Genomic DNA, 14,106 nt, shown 5'->3' with positions numbered 1-14,106 from the left:
CGGCGCCGTGCATGCGCCGCGGCGGCGGCCGACGCGGCGCCACGCCCTCGGCTAGAATGCCGGCCACGTTATCCACCAGGCCCCGTGCAATGACCGCCACCAGCCAACGCCTCTTCGTCCTGTCCGTCCTGGCCCTGCTGATGGCCGCCTCGCGCGCCCACGTGTTCGACCACTTCTCGCCGCCGGACGCCAGCTGGGCGGTGTTCTTCGTGGCCGGCTTCGCCCTGCGCGGCTGGGGACGCTGGGTCTTCCCGGTGCTGATGGCGCTGGCCATGGGCGTGGACTGGATGGTGATCTCGCGCCAGGCCGCCTCGTTCTGGGACCACTACTGCGTCTCGGCCGCCTACTGGGGCCTGATCCCGGCCTACGGCGCGCTGTGGGCCGGCGGCAGCTGGCTGCGCCGCCGCTACGACGGGGCCAGCCTGGCCCAGGCCGGGCGCCTGCTCGGCGCCTTCCTGGTCGCCGTGGTCGCCTGCCAGCTGGTCGCCCAGGGCACCTTCTACTGGTACAGCGGCGTGGTCGCCGAGCCGACCGTGGCCGGCTGGTGGAAGAACTTCATGGACTGGCTGCCCGGTTACGTGGGCACCGCCGCCACCTACACCGCCATCGCCGCCGCGCTGCAGGTGGCGGCCGAGCGCATCGCCCCGGCGCTGCGCCTGGACCGCAGCCAGGCCGCCGGCTGAGGCGCCATGGGCAACCGGCTGTCGAAGATCTACACCCGTACCGGCGACGACGGCAGCACCGGGCTGGGTGACGGCAGCCGCACCGGCAAGGACTCGCTGCGGGTCGCCGCCTACGGCACCGTGGACGAGGCCAATTCCGCGATTGGCGTGGTCCTGGCCGCGCCGGACGTGCCGGACGACGTGCGCCAGCTGCTGACCACGGTCCAGCACCAGCTGTTCGACCTCGGCGGCGAGCTGTGCATCCCCGGCCACGCCGCCATCGCCGAGTCCGACGTGGCCGGCCTGGAGCAGGCCCTGGACCGCTACAACGAGGCCCTGCCGCCGCTGAAGGACTTCATCCTCCCGGCCGGCGGCGAGGCCGCGGCGCGCTGCCACCTGGCCCGCACCATCGTCCGCCGCGCCGAGCGCGAGGCGGTTGCGCTGTCCCGCGCCGAGGCGGTCCGCGGCGAGGCCCTGCGCTACCTCAACCGCCTGTCAGACCTGCTGTTCGTGCTGGCCCGGGTGCTGGCGCGCGCCGCCGGCGAGGGCGAGGTGCTGTGGCGCCATGAGCGGCGCCATCCCGGGGCCTGACCCCTCCACAGGTTCTATGGCGCCGGCCCGCGGCGCGCGGTAGCGTGGGCCCATGCTCGCCTGGACCCATCCCGCCTGCCTGGCCCACGACACCGGCCCGGACCATCCGGAACAGCCCGCCCGCCTGCAGGTGGTGATCGAGGCCCTGCAGCACCACTGCCCTGGCCTGGACTGGCGCGAGGCCCCGGCGGCGGCGCGCGGCGACCTATGCCGGGTGCATGCGGCGGAGATGGTCGACCAGGTGCTGGCGCCGGTGGTGTCCGGGATCCAGCACATCGATGCCGAGACCGTGGTCTCGCCCGGCTCGGCGCGCGCGGCCGTGCACGCCGCCGGCGCCGGGATCGCCGCGGTGGACGCGGCGATGGCCGGCCCGGAGCGGGTCGCGTTCTGCGCGGTGCGCCCGCCCGGCCACCACGCCACCGCCGACACCCCGATGGGCTTCTGCCTGCTCAACAACATCGCCGTGGCCGCGGCCTACGCCCGCGACCACCACGGCCTGGAGCGGATCGCCATCGTCGATTTCGACGTGCACCACGGCAATGGCACCCAGGCGATCTTCCGCGAAGACCCGGCGGTGGCCTACTTCAGCACCCACCAGTCCGGGCTGTACCCGCACACCGGCCACAACCGCGAGCGCGGGGTCGGCAACCTGCACAACGTGCTGCTGCCGCCCGGCAGCGGCGGCTTCCGCTTCCGCAACACCTGGGCCGACCACCTGCTGCCGATGCTGGACGACTTCCGCCCGCAGCTGCTGCTGGTCTCCGCCGGCTTCGACGCGCACCTGGCCGACCCGCTGGCGGACCTGATGCTGGACGCGGACGACTTCGCCTGGCTGAGCACCGAACTGCTGGGCATCGCCCTGCGCCATGCCCAGGGCCGGCTGGTGTCGATGCTGGAGGGCGGCTACAACCTCGACGCCCTGGCCGAGTGCTGCGTGGCCCATGTCAAGGCCCTCGGCGGCTGAACCCGGGCCGGCCGCGGGACGGCCGTTCATTGCCCGCATGCACCCGCATCCGGCAAGCTACCGCCGATTTCCGGCCCGGATGCCCCCTCCCTCGTGCGACGCCCCCTGCGAACCTCCCTGCGCCTGCTGCCGTTGGCCCTGGGCATAGCCCTGGCCCTGCCCGCCATGGCCGACGAGAAGCCGCTCAACTGGGGCCTGTGCCCGGTCGGCGACGTGCTGCCGCCGTTCAGCGAGGCGCCGCCGCCGGACCCGGCCGCGGCGCAGACCCGCAACGAGCAGCCGACCGACATCGAGGGCGACGAACTCAGCGGCACCGAGACCACTCCGAAGTACCAGGGCAACGTCGCCCTGGTCCGCGGCGACCAGTTCCTGGGCACCGACCAGCTGAGCTTCGACACCGAGACCGGGCGCTACGTGGCCGAGGGCAACGTGCGCTACCAGGACTCCGGCATCCGCATCGTGGCCGACCGCGCCGAGGGCAACCAGGACGAGGACAGCCACGTCATCACCAACATCCGCTACCAGCTGGTGGACCGGCGCGGCAACGGCGGCGCCGACTCGATCGCCATGCGCGGCCCGGTGGGGCAGATGTACCACTCCACCTACAGCACCTGCGACCCGGACCAGCGCGCCTGGGAGCTGCGCGCGCAGCGGATCGACGTGGACAACGACGAGGGCTTCGGCGTGGCCCGCAACGCGGTGCTGCGCATGGGCCGCTTCCCGGTGCTGTACGTGCCGTGGATCAAGTTCCCGGTGGACGACCGCCGCCGCACCGGCCTGCTGTACCCGTCGGTCAGCAATTCCGGCCGCGACGGCTTCGACTACAGCCAGCCGATCTACCTCAACCTGGCGCCGAACTACGACGCGACCCTGTCGCCGCGCATCATGACCAAGCGCGGCCTGATGCTGGACGCGGAGTTCCGCTACCTCTACGAAGGCGGCCGCGGCATCCTCGAGGGCGGCTTCCTGCCCGACGACGACCTGCGCGACCGCGACCGCGGCCGCTTCCGCTTCAGCGGCTACCACAACATCGACCGCCACTGGCAGGCGCGCGCCAACCTCGCCTGGGTCAGCGACGACCGCTTCGTCGAGGACTTCTCCAGCCGCCTGGCCGGCGTCTCCGCGTCCTACCTGCAGAGCACCGCCGGCGTGTTCGGCACCGCCGAGCACTGGAACGCCGGCGCCATGGTCGAGCACTTCCAGCGCACCGACTACACCCTGCGCGACGCCGACCTGCCCTTCAGCCGCCTGCCGCGCATCTACGGCACCTGGCAGCAGCCGCTGGGCCGCTGGATCGACGCGGGCATGTACGCCGAGGCGGTGCACTTCGCGCACCCGGACTCGCGGATCAGCGGCGGCGAGCGCCTGGACCTGAAGCCGTTCGTGTCCGCGCGCCTGGGCGGTCCGGCCTGGTACGCGACCCCGACCCTGGCCTGGCGCTACACCTCCTACCGCCTGGAGGAAGGCGTGCTGCTGGACCCCGACCAGGGCCTCCGCGGCGCGGAGGACCCCACCCGCAGCCTGCCCATCGCCAGCTTCGACGCCGGCATGTACTTCGACCGCGAGACCAGCTGGGACGGCGAGCGCTTCCTGCACACCCTGGAGCCGCGCCTGTTCTACCTGTACGCGCCGTACCGCGACCAGGACGACCTGCCGGTGTTCGACACCCGGCCGTTCACCTTCAGCTGGGGCCAGCTGTTCCGCGACAACCGCTATTCCGGCGCCGACCGCCAGACCGACGCCAACCAGCTGACCATCGCCCTCAGTTCGCGCCTGATCCGCCAGTCCGACGGCCGCGAGAAGCTGTCGCTGAGCCTCGGCCAGATCCGCTACTTCCAGGACTCGCGGGTGGTGCTCAGGAACGAGACCCCGGTGGCGCAGGGCAAGTCGGCCTGGGTGGCCGACGCCAACTACATGATCAACGACCGCTGGAACCTCGGCGCCTCCTACCAGTGGGACCCGAAGTTCCGCCGCGAGGACCTGGCCAGCGTCCGCGCCCGCTACCTGTGGCCGGACGACGGCGTGGTCAACCTCGGCTACCGCTACCGCCGCGGGCTGCTGGAGCAGGCCGATTTCTCGTTCCTGTACCCGATCAACCCGACCTGGAGCCTGGTCGGCCGCTACTACCACTCCATCTCCAGCGACAAGCTGCTGGAGGCGATCGCCGGCGTGCAGTGGGACAGCTGCTGCTTCGCGGTGCGCGCCATCGCCCGCCGCTACGTGCGCAACCGCGAGGGCGAGCTGGACAACGCGCTGCAGGTGGAATTCGTGCTCAAGGGCCTGGGCTCGGCCGGCCAGGACACGGAGCGCACCCTGCGCCGTGCTATTCTCGGCTACCACCGCGACGACCTGTACCTGGTCCCGCCCAGCAACACCACGCCCGATCCGGACGACTACGATCCGAACCTCATCCCGTGAGTCCATGAGCCGACGCCTTTCCGCGATTCTCCTGGCGGCTTCCGCCATGCTGTCCCTCCCCGTCGCCGGCGTGGCCCAGGAGGCCCAGCAGCAGCTGCAGCCGGTGGAGCGCATCGCCGCGATCGTGGACGAGGACGTGATCCTGCAGAGTGAGCTGGACCTGGCGGTGCGCAACATCCTGGCGCAGTACGCCGGCCGCGAGAACCAGCTGCCGCCGCGCCCGGTGCTTGAGCGCCAGGTGCTGGAGCGGCTGGTGCTGAACAAGCTGCAGGTCGCCCGCGCGCGCCAGCAGGGCGTGCGCGTCAGCGAGCAGGAGCTGAACCAGACCGTCGCCGCGATCGCCCAGCAGAACGGCCTGACCCTGGACGGCCTGCGCCAGCGCCTGGCCGCCGACGGCCTGTCCTTCGAGGAGTTCCGCCGCTCGCTGGCCGAGGAAATCACCATCCAGCGCCTGCGCCAGAACTTCATCTCGCGCATCAACGTCAGCGAGGCCGAGGTCGACGCCGCGCTGGAGCGCGAGGCGAGCAACAGCCGCCAGTACCGCCTGGCGCACATCCTGGTCGCCCTGCCCGACGGCGCCACCCCCGAGCAGATCGCCACCGGCCAGCGCAAGATCGAGGGCATCCTCAACGTCATCAACAAGGGCGAGATGGACTTCGCCGCCGCCGCCGTGCGCTATTCGGACAGCCCCAACGCGCTGGAAGGCGGCGACCTGGGCTGGCGCTCGCTGGACGAGATCCCCACGGCCTTCGCCCAGCAGATCGTGAACCTGCAGCCGGGCCAGATCCTCGGCCCGATCCGCGGCCCCAGCGGCTTCCAGCTGCTGCGCCTGTCGGAGGTGCGCGACAGCAGCGAGGCGCCGGCGCAGACCGTCACCGAGTACCACGTGCGCCACATCCTGGTGCGGGTCAACGACCGCCAGGACGAGGCCACCGCGCGCGCCAAGATCGACACCCTGCGCGCGCGCATCGCCGGCGGCGCCGACTTCCAGGAAGTGGCGCGCGAGGCCTCCGAGGACAACAACACCCGCGGCCAGGGCGGCGACCTGGGCTGGTTCCCGGCCGATGCCTACGGCCCGGAATTCGGCGGCCAGGTGACCGCGCTGGAGGATGGCCAGGTTTCGCAGCCGTTCCGCACCGATGCCGGCTGGCACATCATCGAGCGCCTGGCCCAGCGCGAGACCGACGTGACCGACGAGAACCGCCGCGCCCGGGTCCGCGACACCATCGGCCGCCGCAAGCTGGAAGAGGAATACGAGCGCTACCTGCAGGAGCTGCGGGGCGAGGCGTACGTCGTGTTCCGCGCCGGCGACCGCGCCGAGCCCGTCGCCAACTGAGCCATGGCACTGCCCCGGCTGGCGCTGGTTCCCGGCGAACCGGCCGGGGTTGGCCCGGAACTGTGCGTGCGCGTGGCCCAGGCCCCGCGCCGCGACTGCAGCCTGGTCGCCCTCGCCGATCCTGGGCTCCTGCAGGCCGCCGCGGCGGCGCTGGGCCTGCCGCTGAACCTCCTGCCCGCCGACGCCGTCGCCCGCCGCCCGGGCGACCTGCCGCTGCACCCGGTCCGCAATGCGGTTGCCGTGCAGTTCGGCCACCCGGATCCGCGCAATGCCCGCGCCGTCGTCGACGCCCTGCTGGGCGCCGCCGAAGGCTGCGTGCGCGGCGGCTTCCACGGCATGGTCACCGGGCCGGTACAGAAGGCGACCATCAACGAGGGCGGCATCCCCTACACCGGCACCACCGAGCTGCTGGCCGGCCATGCCGGCCGCGAGGTGGTGATGATGCTGGCCAACGACATCGTGCGGGTGGCACTGGCCACCACCCACCTGCCGCTGCGCGAGGTCGCCAACGCGATCGACGCCGGCCTGCTGCGGCGGGGGCTCGGCATCCTGCACCGGGCCCTGCGCGAGGATTTCGGCATCGCCGAGCCGGTGATCGCGGTGCTGGGACTCAACCCCCACGCCGGCGAGGACGGCCACCTCGGGCGCGAGGAGATCGAGGTCATCACCCCGGTGCTGGAGTCGCTGCGCGCCGCGGGCATGCGCCTGGCCGGCCCGCTGCCGGCCGATACCGCGTTCCTGCCCGGCAAGCTGCGCGGCTTCGACGCGGTACTGGCCATGTACCACGACCAGGGCCTGCCGGTGCTCAAGTACAGCGGCTTCGAGCGCGCGGTGAACCTGACCCTGGGCCTGCCCTACCCGCGCGTGGCCGTCGACCACGGCACCGCCCTGGACCTGGCCGGCAAGGGCCTGGCCGATCCCTCCAGCCTGGAAGCCGCGGTCGCCACCTGCGCGCGGATGGCGGCGCAGCGGATGCAGCAAAGCTGAGGTCCCCCTTTCCCGGGGAGAGTCCGTAGCCAGGGTAGGCAAGGCGCGCCGCACGGCGGCAGTGCCCGGGCGCTGGCGGGCCCGGCGCATTGCCACGCGCTGCGGATCCACCGCCGGACCGCGTCACGCGCCCGTCCCGGAAGCGGCCTGCGCCCGTGTCCGGGCGACGGGCTTGCGCCGCAGCGTCAGAACAGCTCGCCGGTATCCCGCGCAGGCACCGTCAGCCCGAGGTGGCGGTAGGCCTTGGGCGTGGCCATGCGCCCGCGCGCGGTGCGCACCAGGAAGCCCTGCTGGATCAGGTAGGGCTCGATCACGTCCTCCAGGGTGCCGCGCTCCTCCGACAGCGAGGCGGCCAGCGATTCCACGCCCACCGGGCCGCCGTCGAAGTGGCCGATGATGGTGTTGAGCAGGCGCCGGTCCAGCTCGTCGAAGCCTTCCGGATCGACCTTGAGCATGGCCATCGCCGCCTGCGCCACTTCCTTGTCTATGCGTCCGCCGGCCTTGACCTGGGCATAGTCGCGCACGCGACGCAGCAGGCGGTTGGCGATGCGCGGGGTGCCGCGGGCGCGGCGCGCGATCTCGCCGGCGCCCTCCGGCTCGCAGTCGATGCCCAGGATCCGCGCCGAGCGGCGCACGATCTTCGTCAGCTCCTCGGGCGTATAGAACTCCAGGCGCTGGACGATGCCGAAGCGGTCGCGCAGCGGCGCGGTCAGCAGGCCGGCGCGGGTGGTGGCGCCGATCAGGGTGAACGGCGGCAGGTCCAGCTTGATCGAGCGCGCGGCCGGGCCCTCGCCGATCATGATGTCGATCTGGAAGTCCTCCATCGCCGGATAGAGCACTTCCTCGACCACTGGCGACATGCGGTGGATCTCGTCGATGAACAGCACGTCGTGCGGCTGCAGGTTGGTCAGCAGCGCGGCCAGGTCGCCGGCCTTCTCGATCACCGGGCCGGAGGTCACCCGCAGGTTCACCCCCAGCTCGTTGGCGATGACGTGGCTGAGCGTGGTCTTGCCCAGGCCCGGCGGGCCGAAGATCAGGACGTGGTCCAGGGCCTCGCCGCGGGCGCGGGCGGCCTCGATGTAGATGCCCAGCTGCTCGCGGACCGGCTGCTGGCCCAGGTATTCGTCCAGTCGCTGCGGCCGGATCGAGGCCTCAAGGGCCTCGTCCTCGCGGGTGGCGCCGGCGCCGAGGATGCTGCGGTGTTCGCTCATGCGGGGATTATGGCCGGTGCCGGTCGCGCGTGCCGAGACCCGGGCGGTCCGCGCCGGCGCGCCGGCTCAGATCTCCACCTGCGCGCCCAGCTCCACCAGGCGGTTGCCGGGGATGCGGAAGAAGCCGGTGGCCGGGGCGGCGTTGCGGTGCATGAAGGCGAACAGCTTGTCGCGCCAGGTCGGCATGCCGCGGCGGGCGCCGGCGACCACGTTCTCGCGGCTGGCGAAGTAGGTGGTGTCCATCGGGTCCATGGACAGGCCGTCGCGGTCGCAGGCGCGCATCAGCGCCAGCGGCACGTCCGGGGTTTCCATGAAGCCGAAGCGGACCAGCACCCGGTAGAAGTCGTCGCCGATCGCGTCCACCCGGATCCGTTTCTCCACCGGCGCGTACGGCACCGGCAGGGTCTCCACGGTCAGGAACACGTTGCGCTCGTGCAGCACCTTGTTGTGCTTGAGGTTGTGCAGCAGCGCGTGCGGCACCAGCCCGGGATCGGCGGTGAGGAAGATCGCCGTGCCCGGCACCCGCACCGGCGGCGCCAGCATCAGTCCGGGCAGGAAGGTGTCCACCCGGATGCCGTCCTTGCGGATCTCCTCGCGCAGCAGGGCGCGGCCGCGGCGCCAGGTACGCATCAGGGTGAACAGGACGATGCCCAGCACCACCGGGAACCAGGCGCCCTGCAGCAGCTTGGCGCCGTTGGCGACCACGAAGGCGATGTCGATGAAGAAGAACGCCACGCACAGGGCCAGGATCCAGCGCCGCCCGGCCGGCCACAGCGCGCGCGCCACCAGCGCCAGCAGCAGGGTGTCGATCAGCATCGTGGCCGAGACCGAGATGCCGTAGGCCACGGCCAGGTTGGAGGAACTGCGGAACACCAGCACCAGGCCGATCACCATCACCATCAGCATCCAGTTGATGCCGGGCACGTAGATCTGGCCGATCGCCTCGCTGGAGGTGTGCTTGATGCGCATGCGCGGGATGTAGCCCAGCTGCATGGCCTGGCGGCCGATCGAGAACGCGCCGGTGATCACCGCCTGCGAGGCGATCACCGCGGCCATCGTCGCCAGCACGATCATCGGGTACAGGGCCCAGCCCGGCACCGACTCGTAGAACGGGTTGCGCACCAGCTCCGGGTGCTCCAGCACCAGCGCGCCCTGCCCCAGGTAGTTGAGCACCAGGCAGGGCAGGACGAAGAAGTACCAGCCGTGGCGGATCGGGCGCGCGCCGAAGTGGCCCATGTCCGCGTACAGCGCCTCGCCACCGGTCACCGCCAGCACCACCGCGCCGAGGATGAACACGCCGTGCCAGCCGTGGTCGGCGAAGAACAGCACCGCCCACCACGGATTGAAGGCCTTGAGCACCTCCGGCGCCTTGATGATGTTCCAGGCGCCGATCGCGGCGATGGCCACGAACCAGACCATGGTCACCGGGCCGAACACCTTGCCGACCTTGGCGGTGCCGAAGCGCTGGCTGGCGAACAGCACCACCAGCACCACGATGGTCAGCGGGACGATGAAGTTGTGCAGCCCCGGCGCGGCCACTTCCAGGCCCTCCATCGCGCCGAGCACGGAGATGGCCGGGGTGATCACGCCATCGCCGAAGAACAGCGAGGCGCCGAAGATGCCGAGGATGCCGACCACGTAGGCCGAGCGCGAACCGTTGCGCAGGGTGCGCTGGGCCAGGGCCATCAGCGCCATGATGCCGCCCTCGCCGTCGTTGTCGGCGCGCATGATGATGGTCACGTACTTCAGCGTGACCACCACCATCAGCGACCAGAACGCCAGCGACAGCACGCCCAGCACGGTGTCGTGGTCGCTGGACAGGCCGTAGTGCGGCGAGAACGCTTCCTTGAGCGTGTACAGCGGGCTGGTGCCGATGTCGCCGAAGACCACGCCGATGGCGCCCAGCACCAGGGCCAGGTGCGAGCCGCCGGGCCCGTGGGCGGCGGGCCCGTGGCCGGCGTGGGAAGGCGATGACGCTGCGGACATGGCGGGCGAACCTTAGCGCGGACGGGCGTGAGCGGGGCGCGAGCGCGCGCTCAGCGCAGGGCCGACTGCAGGGCCTTGCGGATGATGGCCGCGGCGTCCTCGCCGGGCGCGGCGGCGTCGCGGGCCATGCGCTGCGCATCGGCCGGCTTGTAGCCCAGCTGCTGCAGGGCGGTGGCGGCGTCGGCCAGCGGATCGCCCGGGACCGCCGTCATCCCGGCCACGGCGCCGCCGCCGGCCAGGTCGGCGGCGCGGTCGCGCAGCTCGACCACCATGCGCTCGGCGGTCTTCTTGCCGATCCCCGGGATCCGGGTCAGCGCGGTGATGTCGCCGGCCTGCACCAGCCGCGCGAACTCCTCCACGCTCACCCCCGAAAGCACCGCCAGCGCGATTTTGGCGCCGATGCCGCTGACCTTCTGCACGTCGCGGAACAGCCGCCGCTCCGACTCGCGCAGGAAGCCGTACAGCGCCACGCTGTCCTCCTTCTGCGCGTAATGGGTGAACAGCGAGACTTCCCGGCCCAGCTCGGGCAGGTCGTAGAAGGTGCTCATCGGCGCCTCCAGCTCGTAGCCGACGCCATTGACGTCGACCACCAGCCACGGCGGCTGCTTCAGCACCAGGGTTCCACGCAGTCTTCCAATCATTGGGGGCTCCTACGGAGCGTGATTCGGGATTGGTGATTGGTGATTCGAGAAAGCAAAGGCGAAAGCGCCGGCACGGCCGGAAGGTGCCCGCGCTTTCCACGAATCACGAATGACGAATCACCAATCACGGCTCCATTTCCTCCAGGCCAGCTTGGTGCTGACGCCCAGCCTCTGTGCGGTGGCCCGTACATGCGCGTGGGTCAGGGCGATGGCCAGGGCGTCGGCGGCGTCGGCCTGCAGCTTGCCGGGCAGGCCGAGCATGGCCGCGACCATGTGCTGGACCTGGGCCTTGTCGGCGGCGCCGGTGCCGACCACGGCCAGCTTCACCTCGCGCGCGGCGTACTCGCTTACCGGCAGGTCGCGCAGGACCACGGCGCTGATCGCCGCGCCGCGGGCCTGGCCCAGCTTGAGCGCCGATTCGGCGCTGCGGCCCACGAACACCTGCTCGATCGCCACTTCCTGCGGGTGGTATTCGTCGATCAGCGCGGCCAGGCCGTCCAGCAGCCGGCGCAGGCGCTCGGCGAAGCCGCCCTCGCCCAGCAGCACCAGCGGCTGGTGGTGGACGTGGCGCACGCGGCCGCCGCCGTCCACGTCGATGATGCCCACGCCGGTACGCTGCGAACCCGGATCGATGCCGAGGATGCGCACCGGGGCGGCGGTCGCGCGCGCGGCGTTCATGCGCCCACCGCGCACGCCTTCCGGCCCGCCGCCTGTTCGCCCCGGGCCGGACGCATGCTCAGCCGGCTTCGCCCAGGTCGGCGTTGGAATAGACGTTCTGCACGTCGTCCAGGTCCTCGAGCATGTGCAGCAGCTTCTGCACCTGCTGCGCGGTCTCCCCGGATACGGCGATGTCGTTGTCGGCGCGGAACGTCACCTCGGCGTAGCCCGGGGCCAGGCCGGCGGCCTCCATCGCCTGCTTCACCGCCTCGAAGTTCTCCGGCGCGGTGATCACGTCGATCGCGCCGTCCTCCGGGTACACGACCACGTCGTCGGCACCGGCCTCGATCGCCGCCTCGGTCACCTTCTCCTCGTCGGCGCCCTCATAGCTGAGCACGCCCAGGCGCTTGAACATGAAGGCCACCGAGCCCTCGGTGCCCATGTTGCCGCCGCACTTGGAGAAGGCGTGGCGCACGTCGGCCACGGTGCGCACGCGGTTGTCGGTCAGGCAGTCGACGATCACCGCCACGCCGCCGGGGGCGTAGCCCTCGTAGCGCACTTCCTCGTACTCGACGCCTTCCAGCTCGCCGGTGGCCTTCTTGATCGCGCGCTCGATCACGTCCTTGGACATGTTCGACGACAGCGCCTTGTCGATCGCCGCGCGCAGGCGCGGGTTGTTGGCCGGCTCGCCTCCGCCGGCGCGGGCGGCGACGCTGATCTCGCGGATCAGCTTGGTGAAGATCTTGCCGCGCTTGGCATCGCTGGCGTTCTTGCGCGCTTCGATCGAGGGACCACGACCCATGGGCGTACCGTACTGCGTTTGCGAAGCGGTGGATTATAGCGGCCCGCCGCCCTCCCCTGCGCCGCCGCCGGCGCGCGCCGGCGGCAGGAACGCGCCAGCGTGCAGGAACGCCGCCACCTGCCGCGCGGCCTCGGCCGAGAACACCAGCCCGGTATGGCTGGCGCGCACCCGGCAGTAGGCGCTGGCGCCGGGCAGGCGGGTCTCGGCCAGGGCCACGGTGCCGTCCGAATCAGTCCCCACCGCGGCCAGCAGGCGCCCCACCCCGCGCGGCACCTCGCCGGCGATCACCCCCAGTTCGGCCCGCCCGGACCAGGGCTGGCAGCCGCACAGCAGCAGCGGCGCGCTGCGTCCCAGCAGCCAGGCCAGGCGCCGGTGCGCGGCAAGCAGGCGTGCGATGGCGCTGCCGCACAGCGGCGAGCCCAGGCAGACCACGCGCCGCACCGGCAGGTCCGGTGCCCGGCGCAGGGCCTCCAGCGCGACCAGCCCACCGAGGCTGTGCCCGGCCAGATGGCAAGGCGGCCCGGCGCGCAGGCGTTCGACCAGGTTGGCGATCGCCGGCTCCGGCCCGCCGACGATGCTGGGATAGCCGAAGCCCTCCCCCTCGAAGCCGAGCCGGCGCAGGCGCAGTGCCAGCGGCAACAGCCACCACGGCGAGTTCCAGAGGCCGTGCACCAGCAGCACCCGCTCGCGGGGCCCGGTCGCGGCCGGCGGCATCAGGCCGCGACCTCCTGCTGCCGCTTCCACGCCCGGGGCGAGACCCCGGCGTGCGACTTGAACGCGCGCGACAGCGCCGCCTCGCTGGCGTAGCCGACCTCCGAGGCGACCACCTTCAGCGGCCGCCCGCGGCGCAGCGCCTGCTGCGCCAGGCGCACGCGCCAGCCCTGCAGGTACTGCCCCGGGGTCAGCCCCACCGTTTCGCGGAAGGTCTCGGCGAACACGCTGCGCGACATGCCGGCCACCGCGGCCAGTTCCTCCAGGGTCCATTCCCGCGCCGGCGCCTCGTGCATCGCCACCAAAGCATGGCGCAGGCGCGCGTGCGCCAGGCCGGCCAGCAGCCCGCCGCGCACCTCGCCCTGCTCCATCAGGTGCCGCAACAGCTGGATCATCACCACCTCGAACAGGCGGTCGACCATGGCCTGGCGGCCGCAGCGCTGGTCGAACGCCTCCTCGAACAGCAGGTCCAGCACCGGACCCGCGCCCGGCAGCGACTGCAGCGGCAGGCACACGAAGGACGGCAGCGCCGCCACCAGCGGATTGCCGGCGCCGCCCTCGAAGCGCAGGTTGGCGCAGGCCATGTCGGCGCCGCGCTGGGGATCGCTGGAAAAGCGGTGCGGCAGCGGCCGCGGGTACAGCAGCAGGCTCGGCTCGCTGACCTGCACGGTGCTGCCGCCATGGCTGACGTCCAGCGGACCGCGCCGGATCAGGTGCAGCTGGCCCATGCCGTCAATGGCGTCGAGGGTGTTGATGCCGCACAGCGCGCCGGCGTGGAAGACCTGTGCGCTTACCGGGAAGCGCTCCAGCAGGACGGCGAGTCGGTCGCCCATCTCGTACTCCCAGTCAAATTTTCCGGACTTTACGCGGCCGATCGTAGCAGCCGCGGATCCACATTACTCCCAGCGGTACCCCCCCATCCCCCGAAGAGGAGAGAACGATCATGAATGCCATTACCCGCCCGATTGCCGCCGGCCTGCTGGCCCTGGCCGTCCACGCCGCGCTCCCGGCCCAGGCCGCCACCCCCGCCACGGTGCCCGCGCCCCAGGCGACCGTGGAGGGCAGCCACGTCGTCACCGCCGACGGCGTGCGCCTTTACTACAAGGACTGGGGCCCGAAGGACGGCCCGGTCGTCGCCTT

Annotated in this window: 13 protein-coding genes and 1 pseudogene; 7 read left to right on the top strand and 7 right to left on the bottom strand. The window is 71.9% G+C overall.

Annotated elements, in window-relative coordinates; all coding sequences use genetic code 11:
• Positions 1-89 precede the first annotated feature (89 nt).
• The 6 genes from B351_RS0106720 (at position 90) to pdxA (ending at position 6,958) form a co-directional block, all read left to right on the top strand.
• Entirely contained in the window at positions 90-683 is a 594-nt protein-coding gene (locus B351_RS0106720) for a hypothetical protein (protein WP_019398279.1), read from the top strand.
• A 6-nt stretch (positions 684-689) separates the two neighbouring features.
• Positions 690-1,253: a cob(I)yrinic acid a,c-diamide adenosyltransferase gene (locus B351_RS0106715; protein ID WP_019398278.1), complete on the top strand. Its 564-nt coding sequence runs from the start codon at positions 690-692 to the stop codon at positions 1,251-1,253.
• Positions 1,254-1,305: 52 nt separating this feature from the next.
• Positions 1,306-2,217 carry a histone deacetylase family protein gene (locus tag B351_RS0106710; RefSeq protein WP_019398277.1) on the top strand — a complete coding sequence of 304 codons (912 nt, stop codon included), beginning with the start codon at positions 1,306-1,308 and terminating at the stop codon, positions 2,215-2,217.
• Between the two features lie 105 nt (positions 2,218-2,322).
• Entirely contained in the window at positions 2,323-4,635 is a 2,313-nt protein-coding gene (gene lptD / locus B351_RS0106705) for an LPS assembly protein LptD (RefSeq protein ID WP_083852408.1), read from the top strand.
• Positions 4,636-4,639: 4 nt separating this feature from the next.
• On the top strand, positions 4,640-5,971 hold the full coding sequence (locus tag B351_RS0106700) for a peptidylprolyl isomerase (RefSeq protein WP_026010451.1): 1,332 nt from the start codon (positions 4,640-4,642) through the stop codon (positions 5,969-5,971).
• A gap of 3 nt (positions 5,972-5,974) precedes the next feature.
• Positions 5,975-6,958, top strand: coding sequence for a 4-hydroxythreonine-4-phosphate dehydrogenase PdxA (gene pdxA, locus B351_RS0106695; protein ID WP_019398274.1), 984 nt, complete (start codon positions 5,975-5,977; stop codon positions 6,956-6,958).
• 185 nt (positions 6,959-7,143) lie between these two features.
• Here pdxA and ruvB read toward each other — a convergent pair whose 3' ends face one another.
• From ruvB to B351_RS0106660, 7 genes are all read right to left on the bottom strand, one after another.
• Complete coding sequence (gene ruvB, locus B351_RS0106690) at positions 7,144-8,169, bottom strand: Holliday junction branch migration DNA helicase RuvB (RefSeq protein WP_019398273.1); 1,026 nt, start codon at positions 8,167-8,169, stop codon at positions 7,144-7,146.
• 66 nt (positions 8,170-8,235) lie between these two features.
• The gene (locus B351_RS0106685) at positions 8,236-10,155 is read right to left on the bottom strand and encodes a potassium transporter Kup (RefSeq protein ID WP_019398272.1); all 1,920 of its coding nucleotides are present in this window, start codon (positions 10,153-10,155) and stop codon (positions 8,236-8,238) included.
• A 50-nt stretch (positions 10,156-10,205) separates the two neighbouring features.
• Entirely contained in the window at positions 10,206-10,796 is a 591-nt protein-coding gene (gene ruvA / locus B351_RS0106680) for a Holliday junction branch migration protein RuvA (RefSeq protein WP_026010450.1), read from the bottom strand.
• Positions 10,797-10,913: 117 nt separating this feature from the next.
• Positions 10,914-11,474: a crossover junction endodeoxyribonuclease RuvC gene (ruvC, locus tag B351_RS0106675; RefSeq protein ID WP_019398270.1), complete on the bottom strand. Its 561-nt coding sequence runs from the start codon at positions 11,472-11,474 to the stop codon at positions 10,914-10,916.
• A gap of 58 nt (positions 11,475-11,532) precedes the next feature.
• Entirely contained in the window at positions 11,533-12,255 is a 723-nt protein-coding gene (locus B351_RS0106670) for a YebC/PmpR family DNA-binding transcriptional regulator (protein ID WP_019398269.1), read from the bottom strand.
• 33 nt (positions 12,256-12,288) lie between these two features.
• Positions 12,289-12,969, bottom strand: coding sequence for an alpha/beta hydrolase (locus tag B351_RS0106665; protein ID WP_019398268.1), 681 nt, complete (start codon positions 12,967-12,969; stop codon positions 12,289-12,291).
• Positions 12,969-13,799 carry an AraC family transcriptional regulator gene (locus B351_RS0106660; RefSeq protein WP_019398267.1) on the bottom strand — a complete coding sequence of 277 codons (831 nt, stop codon included), beginning with the start codon at positions 13,797-13,799 and terminating at the stop codon, positions 12,969-12,971. Before B351_RS0106660 ends, B351_RS0106665 begins: the two co-directional genes overlap by 1 nt.
• A gap of 110 nt (positions 13,800-13,909) precedes the next feature.
• Here B351_RS0106660 and B351_RS16355 point away from each other — a divergent pair.
• A pseudogene (locus tag B351_RS16355) lies at positions 13,910-14,106 on the top strand (alpha/beta hydrolase); the annotation flags it as partial.

Origin of the sequence: Pseudoxanthomonas sp. GW2 (genome assembly GCF_000283075.1) — a bacterium.
Classification (GTDB): Bacteria; Pseudomonadota; Gammaproteobacteria; order Xanthomonadales; family Xanthomonadaceae; genus Pseudoxanthomonas.
Note: the sequence above shows the minus strand (reverse complement) of the source record. Positions and strands in the feature narration are given on the sequence as shown.